This is a genomic window from Pedobacter sp. GQ55 (assembly GCF_059758925.1).
Genome location: NZ_JCAXEI010000005.1, coordinates 120435 through 137715 on the forward strand (window position 1 = coordinate 120435; position 17281 = coordinate 137715).

At 41.1% G+C, this 17281-nt stretch carries 14 protein-coding genes; 7 read left to right on the forward strand and 7 right to left on the reverse strand.

The window, feature by feature from the left end; all coding sequences use genetic code 11:
• Positions 1–121: 121 nt before the first annotated feature.
• Positions 122–847 carry a LytR/AlgR family response regulator transcription factor gene (locus AC6CH7_RS15030; protein WP_498263539.1) on the reverse strand — a complete coding sequence of 242 codons (726 nt, stop codon included), beginning with the start codon at positions 845–847 and terminating at the stop codon, positions 122–124.
• Positions 822–1913 carry a sensor histidine kinase gene (locus AC6CH7_RS15035; protein ID WP_498263540.1) on the reverse strand — a complete coding sequence of 364 codons (1092 nt, stop codon included), beginning with the start codon at positions 1911–1913 and terminating at the stop codon, positions 822–824. The genes AC6CH7_RS15030 and AC6CH7_RS15035 overlap by 26 nt, the downstream gene beginning before the upstream one ends.
• 185 nt (positions 1914–2098) lie before the next feature.
• Between AC6CH7_RS15035 and AC6CH7_RS15040 the strand changes: the two genes are divergently transcribed.
• The 5 genes from AC6CH7_RS15040 to AC6CH7_RS15060 all read left to right on the forward strand — a co-directional run bounded on the left by AC6CH7_RS15040 (position 2099) and on the right by AC6CH7_RS15060 (position 7028).
• On the forward strand, positions 2099–3433 hold the full coding sequence (locus AC6CH7_RS15040) for a TolC family protein (RefSeq protein ID WP_498263541.1): 1335 nt from the start codon (positions 2099–2101) through the stop codon (positions 3431–3433).
• A 3-nt stretch (positions 3434–3436) separates the two neighbouring features.
• On the forward strand, positions 3437–4702 hold the full coding sequence (locus AC6CH7_RS15045; RefSeq protein WP_498263542.1) for an efflux RND transporter periplasmic adaptor subunit: 1266 nt from the start codon (positions 3437–3439) through the stop codon (positions 4700–4702).
• Positions 4699–5445, forward strand: a complete 747-nt coding sequence (locus AC6CH7_RS15050) for an ABC transporter ATP-binding protein (RefSeq protein WP_498263543.1) — start codon at positions 4699–4701, stop codon at positions 5443–5445. Before AC6CH7_RS15045 ends, AC6CH7_RS15050 begins: the two co-directional genes overlap by 4 nt.
• A 10-nt stretch (positions 5446–5455) precedes the next feature.
• On the forward strand, positions 5456–6676 hold the full coding sequence (locus AC6CH7_RS15055; protein ID WP_498263544.1) for an ABC transporter permease: 1221 nt from the start codon (positions 5456–5458) through the stop codon (positions 6674–6676).
• 88 nt (positions 6677–6764) lie between these two features.
• The gene (locus AC6CH7_RS15060) at positions 6765–7028 is read left to right on the forward strand and encodes a hypothetical protein (RefSeq protein WP_498263545.1); all 264 of its coding nucleotides are present in this window, start codon (positions 6765–6767) and stop codon (positions 7026–7028) included.
• A 6-nt stretch (positions 7029–7034) separates the two neighbouring features.
• Here AC6CH7_RS15060 and AC6CH7_RS15065 read toward each other — a convergent pair whose 3' ends face one another.
• From AC6CH7_RS15065 to dxs, 3 genes are all read right to left on the reverse strand, one after another.
• Positions 7035–7232 (reverse strand): hypothetical protein, encoded by a 198-nt coding sequence (locus AC6CH7_RS15065; RefSeq protein WP_498263546.1) that lies wholly within the window; start codon positions 7230–7232, stop codon positions 7035–7037.
• A 139-nt stretch (positions 7233–7371) separates the two neighbouring features.
• Positions 7372–8355 carry a helix-turn-helix domain-containing protein gene (locus tag AC6CH7_RS15070; RefSeq protein WP_498263547.1) on the reverse strand — a complete coding sequence of 328 codons (984 nt, stop codon included), beginning with the start codon at positions 8353–8355 and terminating at the stop codon, positions 7372–7374.
• Positions 8355–10283, reverse strand: a complete 1929-nt coding sequence (gene dxs / locus AC6CH7_RS15075; RefSeq protein ID WP_498263548.1) for a 1-deoxy-D-xylulose-5-phosphate synthase — start codon at positions 10281–10283, stop codon at positions 8355–8357. Before dxs ends, AC6CH7_RS15070 begins: the two co-directional genes overlap by 1 nt.
• A gap of 93 nt (positions 10284–10376) precedes the next feature.
• Here dxs and glyA point away from each other — a divergent pair, with 93 nt between their 5' ends.
• Together glyA and AC6CH7_RS15085 are read left to right on the forward strand one after the other, a co-directional pair.
• On the forward strand, positions 10377–11648 hold the full coding sequence (gene glyA / locus AC6CH7_RS15080) for a serine hydroxymethyltransferase (protein ID WP_498263549.1): 1272 nt from the start codon (positions 10377–10379) through the stop codon (positions 11646–11648).
• Positions 11649–11667: 19 nt separating this feature from the next.
• Entirely contained in the window at positions 11668–14433 is a 2766-nt protein-coding gene (locus AC6CH7_RS15085; protein ID WP_498263550.1) for a PAS domain S-box protein, read from the forward strand.
• A 557-nt stretch (positions 14434–14990) separates the two neighbouring features.
• Here AC6CH7_RS15085 and rlmN read toward each other — a convergent pair.
• Both rlmN and rluF read right to left on the reverse strand, forming a co-directional pair.
• On the reverse strand, positions 14991–16040 hold the full coding sequence (gene rlmN / locus AC6CH7_RS15090) for a dual-specificity RNA methyltransferase RlmN (protein WP_498263551.1): 1050 nt from the start codon (positions 16038–16040) through the stop codon (positions 14991–14993).
• Positions 16041–16127: 87 nt separating this feature from the next.
• Complete coding sequence (rluF, locus tag AC6CH7_RS15095) at positions 16128–17174, reverse strand: 23S rRNA pseudouridine(2604) synthase RluF (RefSeq protein ID WP_498263552.1); 1047 nt, start codon at positions 17172–17174, stop codon at positions 16128–16130.
• Between the last annotated feature and the right edge of the window lie 107 nt (positions 17175–17281).

Below are 17281 nucleotides of genomic sequence, written 5' to 3' on the forward strand. Positions count from 1 at the left end.
GGTGTGAATTACCCTTGTTCATTAGGCAAAATGTTGAGTTCATCACAAGTTCATTCGAAAAAATGTAATGATCAGCAATAACATGTACGTATATGTGTATGGTGGTGCCCTGGGTGGCCGTTCACAGCCAGTTGCTTAGGAATTGCTTCATCGCCTCTTTGTACTGTTCTCCGATGGTGATATTGATGCCCCCGATCTGTACAGTATTTTTGGTGACTGCATCAATTTTATCCAAAGAGATGATAAATGAGCGGTGTACCCTCATGAAAAGGCGGGTTGGGAGTTTATCCTCCAGCGATTTCAGGGTAATCAGCGATAGCAAGGGTTTGGCCTGTTCGACCAGATGGATCTTTGCATAGTCTTTTAACCCTTCGATGTAAACGATGTCCTTTATGGCCACCCGAACCAGCTGATATTCGACTTTTAGAAAAATGTATTCCTCATTATCGGCGGCAGGTTGCCTGGCAGTTAACATCTCGGAATATGTTTTGGCCTTGCCTGCTGCTTTTAAGAACTCCTCATAATCATAAGGCTTTAAAAGGTAGTCAAGCGCATCCACCTTATATCCTTCTATGGCATAATTGTTAAATGCGGTGGTAAAGATTACCCTTGGTTTTGCGTTTCCCGGTTTGTTTTCCAGTGTTCTTGCCAGCTGGATGCCGGTTAGATCGGGCATTTGTATGTCCAGAAAAATAAGGTCTATATGCTGATCGTGCAAAGCCTCTAAAGCCTTTATACCGCTGGAAAAGCTTCCCGCCAATTTTAAGAAAGGCGTTTGCTCAATAAAACTACAGATCAGACCTAGCGCTAGTGGCTCATCATCAACTGCTATGCAATTCAGTATCATCGAGGGTTAGGTTTAAGTTAACAATAAATGCTTTGGTATCTGCTGTGGTATGGGCACTAAAGGTGTGCTTTCCGGGATATAACAATTCAAGCCTTCTTTTGGTGTTGCTTAAGCCAATTCCACCATAGTCATCGGCTGTTATCGAATTGTTTTTAAAAATGGAGTTTTTTACGACCATTGTTAGTTCTTTATCCTGTAATTCGAGCGATATAGATATGGTAGAAGGTTCGGTGGTACTGACTCCGTATTTAAAGGCATTTTCAATATATGGAAGGAATAGCATTGGTGCGATCTGCGGATCCGATTTCAGGGTCGGCTCCTGGAAAACCACGGTAGTGGTATCGTTTAAACGCAGTTTCATGAGTTCAATGTAATCGACAATAAAGGAAACTTCTTTGCTGAGCGGGGTTATACCCGATTGGGTTTCATAAAGCAGGTAGCGCATCATCCGCGACAACTTGTGTAAGGCTTTCCTGGACTTGTCGACATCTACATGGGTTAACGCATAAATGTTGTTTAAGGTGTTAAAAAAGAAGTGAGGATTGATCTGTGCTTTTAGAAAGGACAGTTCTGAACCTATCTTTTCTTTCTCCAGGGCCTCTCTGCTTTGTTTGTCTGCCTGCCATTTCTGAATTAAGGTAACGCTGGTGCTGATACCCACCATAAACAAGGTCATCATGATCTGGAAAACATCAATTCTATTTGATCTTTTTGGCGGCCGGGGTATTCCTAATTCACTAAATGCCTTTGACATCAGCTCCGGTAAGTCCAGTGCGTTGTCTATGATCTTTACCAGGGGACCGGCTAAAATGGCTATGGCCAGAATAACCAATACAAAGGTGAGTGTTTTGTTTCTTAGCAGCAGCCCAGGGACAAGGATTTTGCTGTTTACATAAAATACAGTGATCAACATCACCAGGATACAGCCCTGCTTAACCCAGAACTCAGGAGGTAATGTAATATTCCATGATAAAGGCTGGTGAAAAAGAAGCACAAAAGCAAATAGCATCCATGAAAATACATGGAGTAATATGCTAAGGTAGGAACGGCTTTTTAGGGAAACCATTGGTTTAAAATTTAATGATTATTAAGTGTGTACAAGGTAGGGAACCTATCCAGATAAGTGCAAATGTTTCCGTCGATTCATAACAACCCTCGGTCGATGTGTTTGGTATGCCGGTCTATCGCGTTTTTTTTAGATGCTAAATAGCTGTTGATTTGATCAGTTAATATAGTTTTTTATATAGAGATATGTCAAAATTAACAATGAAAATTCTGCTGCTTTTATGCATCACCTGCTTTAGCCTTCGGGGCTTTAGCCAGGATACCGCATTAAAAGTTTTGCCACCGGTCTGGGATCTGGAAGCATGCCTGCAGTACGCAAAGACAAATAACATTCAGCTTAAGAGCTTGCAGCTGGATAAGCAAAGCGCCGAGCAGGATAAGCTGCTGGCAAAATCGGCATTGCTGCCTGATCTTTATGGCTCGGCTTCGCAATCCTTTAATCATTATAACATGGCTACCAACGGGAGTAATGGCGGGCTTAATTATTCAGGGTCATATGGCTTGAGTTCTTCCTGGACGCTATATAAAGGAGGCTACCTTAAAACTGATATAAAGCAAAAGGATTTGTCAGTCCAGTCGGCAAACTTCAGCATTCTGGAAAATGAAAACGACATTACCTTACAGATTACGCAGGCTTACCTTAATATCCTTGTGGATAAGGAGAGTATCATTTACAACCAGGACCTGGTAAAAACATCCCAGGCTCAGCTTGAACAGGCAAAACGCCAGTTTGCTGCGGGATCGGTGGCCCGTAAAGTGGTGGCACAGTTTGAGGCACAGCTTGCTTCGGATCAATACAATCTGACCACTTCCCAGAATGCCCAGCGCCAGGATAAAATATCCCTTAAACAGTTGTTGCAGTTACCGGATGCTGAAGATTTTGATGTAGTGAAACCAGATACGGTAATTTCGACAGCAGGCATCACCGATCTGAGCACCGTAAAGCAATATGCTTTGCAAAACCGTCCGGAAATAAAGAATGCAGAACTGGGTGTACAGATTTCGGACCTTGGGCTTACCAAAGCGAAAGCAGGTTACCTGCCATCGTTAACGCTGGGTGCAGGGATGGGTACAAGTTATGCGAAAGACCCAAACTACAATGCTTTTAGACAGTTTGATAATAACTTTTATCAGCAGGCGGGCTTAACCTTGTCTATCCCAATTTTTACCAAAAGGCAAAATAAAACCAATGTTGCCAAAGCAAAGATTGACATCGCACAATCTAAGCTAACCCTGGAAAATACGAAGACCACGCTGGCTTTGAATACAGAGAAAGCATACATCAATGCGCAGAATTCTCAAGGGCAGTTTGCATCAGCGGCGGAGCAGTTGAAGTTTAACCAGGAAGTATACCGTATTGCCAACCAGGAATTAAAGATTGGGGTTGCAAATATTGTAGACTTCTACCAGCAAAGGAATTTATATGTACAGGCAATGCAATCGTACATACAAGCAAAATATAATGCAGCCCTGGCTGCAAGAATCTATGAGTTTTACTTAGGAACACCCATTAAATTATAAGTCATGAAGTCCAGAAAAATTATTCTAATCATTATCTCCATTATAGTTGTACTTGGTTTAGTATGGTACTTCTTTTTAAGGGCTAAGCAGCAGCCCGTCGTGCTGACCAAAGAGCAGCCTTTGAGGGGTTCAATTTCAACAAGTGTAACTGCTACAGGAACAGTACAGCCGGTGGATACAGTTACCGTAGGTACGCAGGTATCGGGAACCATTTCTGCATTGTATGCCGATTTTAACTCTACTGTTAAGAAAGGACAGTTGCTTGCAGAATTGGATAAGACGCTGATACAGGCCACGGTTGATCAGGCAAAGGCCAGTTTGGCACAATCTCAAAGTAACCAGACCTATCAGCAGGCAAACTTTAGTCGCCAGAAACAATTGTTTGAAACGGGATCTATCAGCAAGGCAGAATACGACCAGGCTTTAAATACCTTACAGGTGGCAACCGCTAATGTAAGTAACGCAAAGGCACAGCTGAGATCGGCAGAAAGGAACCTTTCCTTTACCCAGATCTATTCTCCAATAGACGGGGTGGTATTAGGGCGAAGTGTTAGCATAGGACAAACTGTTGCGGCAAGCTTTAATACACCGACAATTTTTACCATTGCCAAAGACATTACGAAAATGCAGGTTCAGGCAAAAGTGGATGAGGCAGATATAGGTAATGTAGTTAAAGGTCAGCGATCGACTTTCACCGTGGATGCTTTTATAGACGATACTTTTAACGGAACGGTAAAGGATATTAGGTTACAACCATCCATATCAGCAAACGTAGTTACCTATGCCACACTGATTGATGCGCCAAATGATGATAAGAAATTAAAACCCGGCATGACTGCGAATATTATAATTTACACCAAAGAAGTAAATAATGCTTTGCTGGTTTCGGCCCAGGCCTTAAAATTTAATCCGGATTCGAGTTTACTTAAAGAATATGAAATTGTGCCGCTGCCAGGAAGAGGAATGGGGAGAAAAGGTGGTAAAGGCAGGATGAGAAAGGATACCAGTGCGACTAAGCAACTGAAAGCACCAGTTGGAGAAACGGAAAAGATGGAGCCTTCTTTTGTGTGGGTATTGCAAGGCAAAAAGCTTATCCAGAAAAGAATAAAAACCGGACTGAATGACAATACACATGTAGAGGTACTTGAAGGGTTGAATGAAAATGATGTAGTGATCAGCGCAGTGGATGGCGGCTCGGCAGGAGCTCCGGCAGCAGCGGCAGCCTCAAGTCCATTTATGCCAAAAAGACCAGGAGGAAACAGACGATGAGCCACAAGATTCTTCAAATAGAAAATGTAAAGCGTGAGTTTAAAATGGGTACCGAAACAGTGAGGGCCTTAAAGGGAGTTTCATTTGATGTGGATTCGGGCGAGTTTTTAACCATAATGGGGAGCAGCGGGTCTGGTAAAACGACCTTGTTGAATATGCTGGGCTGTCTGGACAAACCTACAGAGGGTACTTATATGCTCGATAATGTAAACGTAAAAGAGCTGACCAGAGACGAACTTGCAAAATTAAGGAACCATAAGATAGGCTTTGTTTTCCAGTCGTATAACTTATTGCCACGGACCTCTGCGCTTGAAAATGTGGAGCTCCCACTATTGTACAACCCCACTATTGGCACGAAAGAGCGGACAGAGCGTGCTATTGCAGCCCTACAGGCCGTAAAGCTTGATGGACGCTTTGATCATATGCCAAACCAGTTGTCGGGCGGACAGCAGCAACGTGTTGCTATTGCCAGGGCATTGGTGAATGAGCCTGTTATGATCCTCGCAGATGAGGCTACAGGAAACCTGGATACGCGGACATCTTACGAGATCATGTCGCTTATGCAGGAGCTGAATCAAAACGGGAAAACCATTGTGTTCGTTACCCATGAGCCGGATATTGCCGCATTTAGCACCAGAACAGTTATGCTAAGGGACGGAAAGGTTCAAAAAGATTCGATGAATAAACACATTCGTTCGGCTAAAGAAGCATTGGCTTCCCTGCCTGCGACAGACGATTACTAAGGAGGAATTTATGAAATTTATTAATCTCATCAGACTGGCCATTAAAGCCCTGCAACGTAATAAACTACGTGCACTGTTGACGATGCTCGGCATTATTATAGGCGTTGCATCAGTAATTACCATGATGTCTATTGGAGAAGGCTCAAAGCAGAGTATTAATGCTTCGCTTGCCAGCATGGGTTCGAATATGATTACCATTATGCCCTATAGCAATGAACCTGGTGGCGCGAGGATGATGGGCAGCAGTCTTAAAACACTTACCATTAAAGATGTAGATGCCCTGAAAAACAATGCAGTTAATATTGCAGAGATTTCTCCGCTGGCATCCTCGAGCGGACAATCTATTAACGGCGCAGCCAACTGGCCTACTTCTATTCAGGGGGTGAGCCCGGAATACCTGGATATCAGAAAGCTATCAGTTAAAGAAGGGATCATATTTTCAGAGCAAGACGTCAGGTCCTCGGCCAAGGTATGCTTGCTAGGTAAAACAGTTGTTGATAACCTGTTCCCTAACGGAGAAGACCCGATTGGCAAGATCATCAGGTTTGGTAAAATCCCATTTCAGGTAATAGGAGTGCTCACCCCAAAAGGTACAAGTAACTTTGGTCAGGATCAGGATGATATCATTATTGCCCCGTACACAACGGTTCAGAAAAGGATTTTATCGTCCATTTATTTTGGACAGATCTATGCATCAGCAACCAGTGAAGCCGCTTCGGACGCTGCCGTTGCAGAAATAACCAGCACACTTAGAGAAACACATCGGTTAAGAGATGCTGAGGACAATGACTTCCAGGTAAGAACCCAGGCAGAATTAATGACGATGATGAATTCTACAAGCAGTATGATGACTGCGCTGTTAACTGCAGTGGCAAGTATCTCGCTGGTAATTGGAGGAATAGGAATTATGAACATCATGTATGTTTCGGTTACAGAGCGAACCCGTGAAATAGGTTTGAGGATGTCGATAGGGGCAAGGGGCATAGATATCTTGTTACAATTCCTGATAGAGGCTATTGTGATTAGTGTAACCGGCGGGGTAATTGGCGTGATATTGGGAATTTCGGCAGCCCTGATTGTTCCGGCTTCATTGAACTGGCCGACGGTAATTTCTGAATTCTCTATTGTAATATCCTTTTTGGTTTGCGCAATAACAGGAATTTTCTTTGGCTATTATCCGGCACTAAAGGCATCAAAATTAGATCCTATAGAAGCGTTGAGGTACGAATAAGGGAAGCGGTGTAAGGTTAATTATCGCAGAAAATAGCGTCTTAACCTATGAATTTAGCCCGTTAATCTCAATTAACATTTGTTAACATATGAATTTTACTATTACTTGGATTTACAGGCGTCATGAGCATCTGATTACTGATAAATCTTATAAACAGGTTAGCGGTTTTACAGAAATTACCCCGGGAACTTATTCTTTTGATACCAAGAATGCTGCTGAAGGAACAGTTATGAATACTTTAACCAGCACTGTTCTGGAAGCACGGCAGTACTACACGGTTATGGCGATAGGATTGGTACAACCGAATGATGTAGAGGAATCATTTAAATCGCAGATTTACACCCACAAATAGGCGGTATTATTTTTCGTTTTTACCAACCATGTAAACCTTACGGCCGCATGATCCGCATGCGTATCTTTTCAGGTCGAGCCAGAATAAGAGTGATTTAACTAAAGTGCCTCTTTTAACTCTCGAATCTAAGTCTCCTTGTTTGCAATAGGGGCATTTTTTGTAGGTTTTGTTGGCATTTAACCAGGTCATTTCTGAGGTTTTCATTTCTTGGAAGCAATAAAATTATCGCTGAGCTTAAATATTAGATATAAATAAATTTATTTATTATTAACAAATGTAATCAATAGGTTATCTGCTGGCAAGAAAAGGAAAGAGAATTAAGTCCTGATTTATAATGCGGGACTTAATTTTGTCCGGACCTGGCATATTCAGAAGGAGTCATGCCGGTATGTAACTTAAATTCAGCAAAAAAGGCACTTCTTGATGAAAATCCACCTTCTTTTCCTAGCGCCTCTATGGTGAGGTGTTGCCATGCGGAGGTGTTGTGCAATTTGTTTCTGACATAATCCACTCTATAGCGATTTATAAAAGCAGTGAAACTCTTTTTGTAATGGAAATTTAATACATGTGATAGCTGATGAGTAGGGATTCTAAGGTCGGCGGCCATCTTCGGCAGGGTTAAACCATGCTGTTTAAATGCCTCCTGATTCCTCATATAATCTTCAATTAACTCGAAATAAGTTTGTACTGAAGCCTCATTTGGCTCTTTTGCCTTTTTCAAAATCTTATGGGGTGTTTCGGGCTTTATATCTAGCAGATCGGCAATATATTGAGGGGGGATTCTTTGTATATTATGATTTGTTGTGCTGAGGTAGAATTCATATTTCTCCTGGGCCGATCCCATTCTGACCAGATTAGACCTTTGGTGTGCAGATTTGTAAAAGGACTCGACCATTTTTCTGATGATGATGTTCAGCTCAAAAGAAGTTTGGAGCCACTGCAGCAGGTTGCGTATTGGTAAGCCGATCAGAAGGGAATCCTCTACGGCATAAATACTTTCGCCGGAGGGGCCATCGCCATACATTCCATTTATAGCTGAAACAGATTCACCTTCCAGACATATATAAGTGGTGAGTTTTTTATTTTTAAGTGTGGTGTAGCCAACTACCAGACCTTTAATGATCAGATACAAGTATTCACTTGTTTCGCCCTGCTTCAGCAGGTATTCATTTTTCTTAACCCGGACTTCAAACAAACACGCTTTGATTTCCTTTTCGAGCACTTTGGGAAGGAGGTGATAGGAAGAAAGATGATTGATGACCAGATCCATTAACTCCGGATCTGGCTTTACAAATGGTTGATGCCTTAACGTTGAGGCGTCTGGCATTAAGAGGCCATTGTTTTGGTAGTTCTGCTTACGGCAATCTTTTTTACGGTATTAATAATTGCTGTTGTGTCATAACCACATAAAGCCCATAACTCAGCCTGCTCGCCGTGCTCAATAAAGTCATCAGGAATACCCAAACGGATTACCTGAGCACTGTAGGCATTGTCGGCCATAAATTCAAGGATTGCACTTCCTACGCCACCTTGCACACATCCATCTTCAATTGTTATGATGTGTTTGTATCTTTTAAATACATCATGAAGCATCCCCTGGTCTAAAGGTTTGGCAAAACGAAGGTCGTAATGTGCAGGATGTATGCCTTCGCTATTCAGTTCCTTGCATGCATCTACTGCAAAATTACCGACGTGACCGATGGTAAGTATGGCGAGGTCTTCGCCGTCACAGATTTTTCTGCCTTTTCCTACTTCTAATGCTTTTAGCGGACGTTTCCAGTCGACAATAACACCGTTTCCTCTAGGGTAACGTATGGAGAAAGGCCCCATGTTGTCTTGCTGGGCAGTATACATTAAATTACGTAATTCTTCCTCATTCATTGGAGCGGCAACTGTCATTTGAGGGATAGAGCGCATGTAGGCCAAATCATAAGCGCCATGGTGTGTGGCGCCATCGGCACCGGCTAAACCTGCGCGATCCAGACAGAATACTACGTTTAAGTTTTGTATTGCAACATCGTGAATTACCTGATCATAAGCCCTTTGCATAAAGCTTGAGTAGATATTGCAAAATGGAATAAGTCCCTGAGTAGCCAATCCTGCGGAAAAAGTAACGGCATGCTGTTCGGCAATGCCAACATCAAACGCGCGGGTAGGCATTGCTTTCATCATGATGTTCATTGAAGATCCGGATGGCATAGCAGGGGTTACACCCACAATTTTTTTATTGGCTTCTGCGAGCTCAACCAAAGTGTGACCAAAAACATCCTGGTATTTTGGAGGTTGTGGTTTATCAGGAACAGATTTTTTAATCTCCCCGGTAATTTTATCAAAAAGGCCAGGTGCATGCCACTTGGTTTGATCTTTCTCTGCCAGGGCAAAGCCCTTGCCTTTTACAGTTACACAATGTAAAAGCTTAGGGCCGGGGATGTCTTTTAAATCTTTAATGACCTGGGTTAGGCGGACCACATCGTGACCATCTACCGGGCCGAAATATCTGAAGTTCAGTGCTTCGAACAAATTACTTTGTTTAAGCAGTGTGCCTTTTATGCTTTTCTCAATTTTCTTAACAAATTTATGTGCATTGGGACCCAGCTCAGAAAGCTTGATGAGCACATTAGAAATGTCATCGCGGAAGCGGTTGTAAGATTTTGAGGTCGTAATGTTTGTTAAATATTCTTTTAGTGCACCAACATTAGGATCGATAGACATGCAATTGTCGTTCAGAATCACCAATAGGTTTGAATTTTCAATGCCGGCATGATTTAGCCCTTCGAAGGCCAATCCGGCCGTCATTGCACCATCTCCAATCACTGCAACATGCTGACGATCGGTTTCTCCCTTATAATGGGACGCTACGGCCATTCCTAAAGCTGCTGAGATGGATGTAGAAGAGTGCCCTACACCAAAAGTATCGTACTCACTTTCACTGATTTTAGGGAAACCGCTAATGCCGTTTAATATCCTGTTGGTATGAAAAACAGGCCTGCGTCCGGTAAGGATTTTGTGTCCGTAAGCCTGATGTCCAACATCCCATACTAATTTATCATAAGGGGTATTTAGTGCGTAATGTAAGGCTACTGTAAGCTCAACAACGCCAAGACTGGCACCAAAATGTCCACCATTTACACTAACAACATCTATAATATATTGGCGAAGTTCCTTGCAAATTTGTTCAAGGTCTTGTTCCTTATACTGCTTTAAATCAGTAGGATAGTTTATGTTGGGTAGTAATGGACCGTTAATATCTTCCATGCAGGGGTTTTATCAATAGAAATACAAAGTAAGGTATTTTGTTATCAAAGTAAGAAGGAAAATTGCTAATTTTACAAAAATATACTTCGATAAATGACTAGAGATACTTTAATTTTTGATTTGATTGACAGGGAATTGGACCGTCAGGAAAATGGACTTGAACTGATAGCTTCAGAAAATTTTGTAAGCAAACAGGTAATGGAAGCCGCTGGTTCTTGTTTAACAAATAAATATGCTGAAGGCCTTCCGGGCAAAAGATATTATGGTGGATGCCAGGTGGTAGATGAGGTGGAAACTATTGCTATTGAACGCGCAAAGAAACTTTTTGGTGCGGAATGGGTGAATGTACAACCACATTCTGGTGCACAGGCGAATGCTGCTGTAATGCTTGCTGTAATTCAACCCGGAGATAAAATTTTAGGATTTGATCTTTCTCATGGTGGTCACTTAACTCATGGTTCTCCGGTTAACTTTTCAGGAAAATTGTATCATCCGTTATTTTACGGTGTTAAAAAAGAAGATGGTTTAATTGACTATGCTAAGCTTGAAGAATTAGCTTTAGCTGAGCGCCCAAAATTAATTATTGTTGGTGCTTCCGCTTATTCAAGAGAGTGGGATTATGCTTTTGTACGTAGTGTGGCTGATAAAATTGGCGCATTGGTAATGGCAGATATTTCTCATCCGGCAGGTCTTATTGCCCGTGGATTATTAACCAACCCGCTTCCGCATTGCCATATCGTTACCACCACTACACATAAAACATTACGTGGCCCACGTGGCGGTATGATTATGATGGGTAAGGATTTTGAAAACCCATTCGGATTAAAAACACCTAAAGGCGAAATCAGAATGATGTCGTCAGTATTAGATATGGCTGTTTTCCCGGGTACACAAGGTGGTCCATTAGAACACATTATTGCCGCAAAAGCAATTGCTTTTGGGGAAGCTTTAAGTGACGATTATTTGGCCTATATTAAACAAGTGCAGGCAAATGCGCAGGCAATGGCAAAAGCGTTTGTATCAAGAGGTTACGGAATTATTTCTGGTGGAACTGATAACCATCTGATGCTGATTGATTTACGGAATAAAAATATCACAGGTAAACTTGCTGAAAATGCGCTTGAAAAAGCCGACATTACAGTAAATAAAAATATGGTTCCTTTTGATGACAAGTCTCCATTTGTTACCTCGGGTATACGCGTGGGAACTGCTGCTATTACCACAAGAGGATTTAAAGAAAAAGAAATGGACCTTATTGTTGATCTGATTGACCAGGTAATTACCAATGCTGAGGACGAAAATAACCTTAAGCAGGTAAAACAAAAGGTTATTGAATTGGTAAGTAAGTTCCCCCTATATAAGTAGAAAGGGAGTTATAAATTAAATGTTATTGAAGAGCCGGGATTCATCTGCCAGTGAAAGTGAGCGTATTAAAGCATTGCATGAGTATAATATTTTGGACACACCTTCAGAGGAGAAGTTCGATAATATTACCAAGCTTGCAACTTTAATATGTAATGCACCTATTGCGGTTATTATTCTGGTTGATGAAAGCCGGCTTTTTTTGAAATCCTTTATCGGTATCGGAAATGCTGATGTTGCAAAGGACGTATCTTTTAGTGCAGAAACCATTAAAGGAAACCAGATACTTGAAATACCGGATACTTTAACCGATAAGAGGTTTAAAGATCATCCTATGGTTACCGGTAAACCCGGTGTTCGTTTCTATGCCGGTGCGCCCCTTCTGGATGAAAATGGTTTTAAAATAGGTGTTATTGCAGTGTTTGATGTAATAACCCGATCTTTAAGCGATGACCAGAAAGATGGTTTGGTAACCCTTGCCAATGAAACCATTACCCATATTACTTTAAGGAAAAAGACGATAGAGCTGGAAGCCAAAACCAAGCGTTTTGAGGAACTGCTAAATCTATCAACCGTTTCGCCGGAGATTCATTGCATTTTAGATTATTCAGGCAAAATCCTATTTATAAATGATGCCGTCACCAGTATACTTGGTTATACTGTTCCCGAAGCTATAGGATTAAGTATATGGAAGTTTTGCAATAAAGAAGACATCAACAGGTTGGTGGGTATTATTGAAGAAGGGCTGAAGAAAAAAATTAAAGAATTCCATGTAGAATTTAGGGTAAACAGTAAGCAGGGCCCTGTGCGTTGGCTTAGCTGGAATATGGTGGCCCGTGAGGGACGCTGGTATACGTATGGAAGGGACATAACCGAAAACAAACGGGTAGAGAGTGAATTGGTTAAGCTGTCTTTTGTGGCAAGTAAGATCAATAATGCGGTAGTGATCAGCGATGCGAATAACCACGTAACCTGGGTGAATGATGCCTTTGAAAAGATCACTGGATATACCATTAATGATTTAAAGGGAAAACGCCTGGGTGACTTGATAATTGGCCCCAAAACTGATTTGGAGCTATTGAAAAAGGCAAGACTCCTGATCAAGCAAAACAGGTCTTTTACAGTAGACCTCCTTTCCTATAGAAAGGATGGCCAACCAATTTGGCTATCTATTTACAATACAGTGGTGCTGAATGATAAAGGGAAGGTTGATATGGAGGTTGAGATCATTATAGACATTACTGAAAAGAAAAAGGCAGAAGAAGAGCTGCAGGTGCTTTCTTTGGTCGCAAGCAAAACCAATACTGGGGTGAACATCTCCGATGCGGAAGGTAAAACTACATGGATAAACCAATCCCTTAAAAGGTTAACCGGTTATTCCTTGGCAGAGCTGAAGGGCAAGGAGCTGGGCGATATCCTGTCTAAAGATGAAGTGCATAAAGAGCTGATCTTAAGCTCCAGGGCAAAGTCGCTGAAAAATGAATCTTATCAGATAGAAGTACAAGCCAAAACCAAGGATAGCCAATCTATCTGGCTTTCGGTTTCTAATACCCCAATTATAAACGATAAGGGCGCGCTTGAGCGCCAGATTGATCTGATCTCGGATATCACTCAGCGTAAGCAGATAGAGCATGAGCTACTTGAAGCTAAAGAGCAGGCTTTGCAGCTGAGCGAGGCTAAAGAGATGTTCCTGTCTGTAATGAGCCATGAGATTAGAACCCCATTAAATGCAGTAATTGGAATGACCCATTTACTGATAGATAATGATCCTAAAGCATCACAGATAGAAGATCTGAATGTGCTTAAATTTTCTGCGGAAAATCTTTTGCATATTATTAACGACATCCTGGATTTTACAAAAATAGAAACCGGTAATCTGCAACTGGAAGCGATACCGTTAGACATAAAAAGTCTGGCCAGCGATATTGTGAATTCCTTGCAAATTAATTCCGCACAAAAAGGAAACAAGCTGACATTGGAATGTGATGATCAGATACCCGTGAATATTCTTGGGGATAAGACCAGGTTGTATCAGATCCTGATGAACTTACTTGGAAACGCAATTAAGTTCACAGATTATGGAGCAATAGAACTAAAGATTTCACTTGTGAGTGAAAATGAAGAAGCTGTAGTAATGCACTTTGTGGTAAAGGATAATGGCATTGGAATTCCTGAGGATAAACAGTCGTACATTTTTGAAACTTTTACTCAGGCTAAAACGGATATATCACGAAAATACGGTGGCACAGGTCTTGGTTTGGCCATTACCAAGAAGCTGTTAAAGTTATATAAATCAGATATTGCAGTAAAAAGTAAGGAGGGAAGCGGAACCGAATTCTCTTTCGAGATTCAATTTGGCAAAGCAACACAAAAGACCAGACTTGTTAAATCAATAGAACCACCTGCCTCATTTATTGGAAAAAAGATATTGGTTGTTGATGATAATGAAATTAATATTCTGATTGCAAACCGCATACTTAGTAAATGGGGCTTTGAGCTTGAGTTTGCCAGAAATGGTAAAGAAGCCATTGAGAAGGCGATGACCAAGACCTTTGACCTTATTTTTATGGATATTCAAATGCCCGGTATTGATGGGTTTGAGACTACAAGTATTATAAGGGAGCTGGATGACCAGTATTTTAAAACTATTCCTATAATTGCCCTTACTGCATCTACACTACAGGATGAAAATAGCAAGTTCAAAGCTTGTGGTATGAATGGACATATATTGAAGCCATTTAAGCCTGAAGAAATAAAGAATATTATTTCTATAAACTTCTCTCAGTAGTAAAATTTAATTGGATTTTTTGTAAAAGATAAAGGGCCGATAGCCCATTTGCATGGAATTATCGACCCTTAAATTAACGCTCTCATAACAAAGGAACGAATTATTTTTTAATTGCCAAAAAATAAAAGACTTATTTGAAAATAAAAAGTAAAGGGCCGGTATTTCTATTAAGAATACCGACCCTTACCATCTAAATTAACGCTCTCATTAACATAAACGACCTTATATTGAAATTGTTATAATTGATGTGAGTTTTTTTAATTATACGCGTAGCACCGGACTCGGGAAAGCCGGGATCAATATTTAACCTCTGTAGTTATTCCTTTAACAAACTAAGATAAATTTATTCTGCAAAGGCAGTGGCGGATGGTAATCTGTATAACGAATGGTATATAAACATTTACTGCATAGAAATGACTCGCCAAGGTAAATGCTGACACCACAATCGCCGCATAGATTTGGAAATAGCAATCCGATTAGACCTTGAAAGCGTTTGTTAACGAAGTTCATCCGCTAATCTATTCTCTTTTTGGGCTTAAATGGTTGGAATCTGGTGATTAATTTTGCTGTTTTACTGCAAGCTGCCCGCAGGCCGCATCAATATCTTTACCACGGCTGCGTCGGATATTTGTAGTGATGCCCTGGCTTTTCAGATAATTAGAGAAAGCATCGATTTTATCCCCTTCGGCATTGACAAAATCAGCGAACTGAATCGGATTGTATTCAATCAGGTTTACCTTGCAGGGAACATGTTTACAGAATTTTGCAAGCTCTATGGCATCTTCAATTTCATCATTGAAGTGATTAAATACAATGTATTCGTAGGTTACCGCGTTTTTGGTTTTGGAATAATAGTATTTTAATGCTTCTTCGAGCGCTTTTAAGGTATTGTGCTCATTGATGGGCATAATTTCATTGCGCTTTTTATCATTGGCTGCGTGTAATGACAAGGCAAGATTGAACTTAACGCCATCATCGCCCAGCTTTTTTATCATTTTAGAGATGCCTGCTGTAGATACTGTAATTCGTTTGTACGACATGTTTAAGCCGTCAGGAGCAGTGATCCGCTCTATCGACTTTAATACATTGGCATAGTTAAGCAGGGGCTCCCCCATACCCATATATACGATATTTGTTAACGGGGCATTGTAGTTTTGTTTAGCCTGCTGGTCAATTAATACGACCTGGTCATAAATCTCATCAGCATTGAGGTTACGTTTACGATCCATGTAGCCTGTTGCACAGAATTTGCAAGTTAAGCTGCAGCCAACCTGAGAGCTTACACAAGCAGTCATGCGGTCGTCCATTGGAATTAAAACGCCTTCTACAATGTTGCCGTCATATAGTCTGAAAGTATTTTTGATGGTATGGTCATTACTGAATTGAGAGTTATTAACCTCAACTACGTTGATGGCATAATTTTCATCAAGCTTAATTCTAAGCTCTTTTGAGAGATTACTCATCTGGTCAAACGTGCGTGCTGATTTTTCCCAAAGCCATTGGTAAACTTGTTTGGCTCTATAAGGAGGTTCTTTCATGGCGGTAAAGTGCTGTTGCAGCTGCGCCAGGTCTAATGAACGTATATCAGTTTTCTTTGTCGTAAGCATTTGGCTGCAAAGCTACCTAAAAAATATTCTTTCCCCGTCATTGATAATTCATTTCAACGCGGCGGGGAATTTTGATGCCAACAACTATTATCGTTTGGGACTTCTGGTTTTTGCAGCAGGGGCGCCGGATCTGCCTTTTGTTGGCCTTACAGGTCTTTTGCTTGGTCCGTTGTTTTTGTTCCAGTCAGTACTTGAAGAAGCGGATTTGAAACCTCCGGCAGATTTTGGTGCCGATTTGCCTTTGCCACCAGCGGGACGATCGGCTCTGCTTACCGTACCTGAAGATGCCTTGCTATAAGGTTTTTTAGGGCCGCCGGGTTTGCCTGAAGACTTTCTTGGGGTTACATTTTCTGATAAATCCTCTTCTGCCCTGGCTTTAGGTTTTTTATTTACTCTTTTGGGAGCAGCACTTTCGGAACTTGATTTTGCAACCATGTTAAATATTTCAGTCTGTTCAGCCGGAGTAAGCTCGCGCCATTCGCCAACAGGAATGCCTTTTATACTGATGTTCATAATCCTAACGCGTTCCAGCTTTGTTACTTCAAAACCAAAATGCTCGCACATGCGTCTGATTTGTCGGTTTAGACCTTGAATGAGTATGATTTTAAATACAAAAGGACTCTCCTGAGTTACCTTACATTTTTTGGTCATTACGCCCAATACCGGTACACCTTTGGCCATGCCGGTTAAAAAGGATTCCGTAATCGGTTTATTTACAGTAACTATATATTCTTTTTCGTGATTATTACCAGCTCTAAGTATTTTGTTTACCAGGTCGCCGTTATTGGTAAGGAAGATTAACCCCTGAGAGTCTTTATCCAGACGTCCGATTGGGAATACCCTTTCACTATGATTTACGTGGTCAACAATATTGCTTTTTACGCCAGCCTCAGTAGTACTGGTAATGCCAACAGGTTTGTTGTAAGCAATAAGAACAGAGTTCTCGACTTCTTTAGGCTCAATAGTCTGTCCGTTGACAGTAACAATGTCTCCAAAGATGACCTTGTCGCCAACCTTAGCCCGTTTGCTGTTGATAAATACATTGCCCTGCTCAATATATCTGTCGGCCGCTCTACGAGAGCATAAACCGCTTTCACTAATGTATTTATTTAATCGGATGCTAGAATCAGACATGGATATTGAAGTTATAAATTGATTTCTTTTTTACAAAGGAATCAATTTATAACCAAATATGCTATCAAAATATTTTTAAGCAACTTATTTTAGAAAGAAAAGCATGG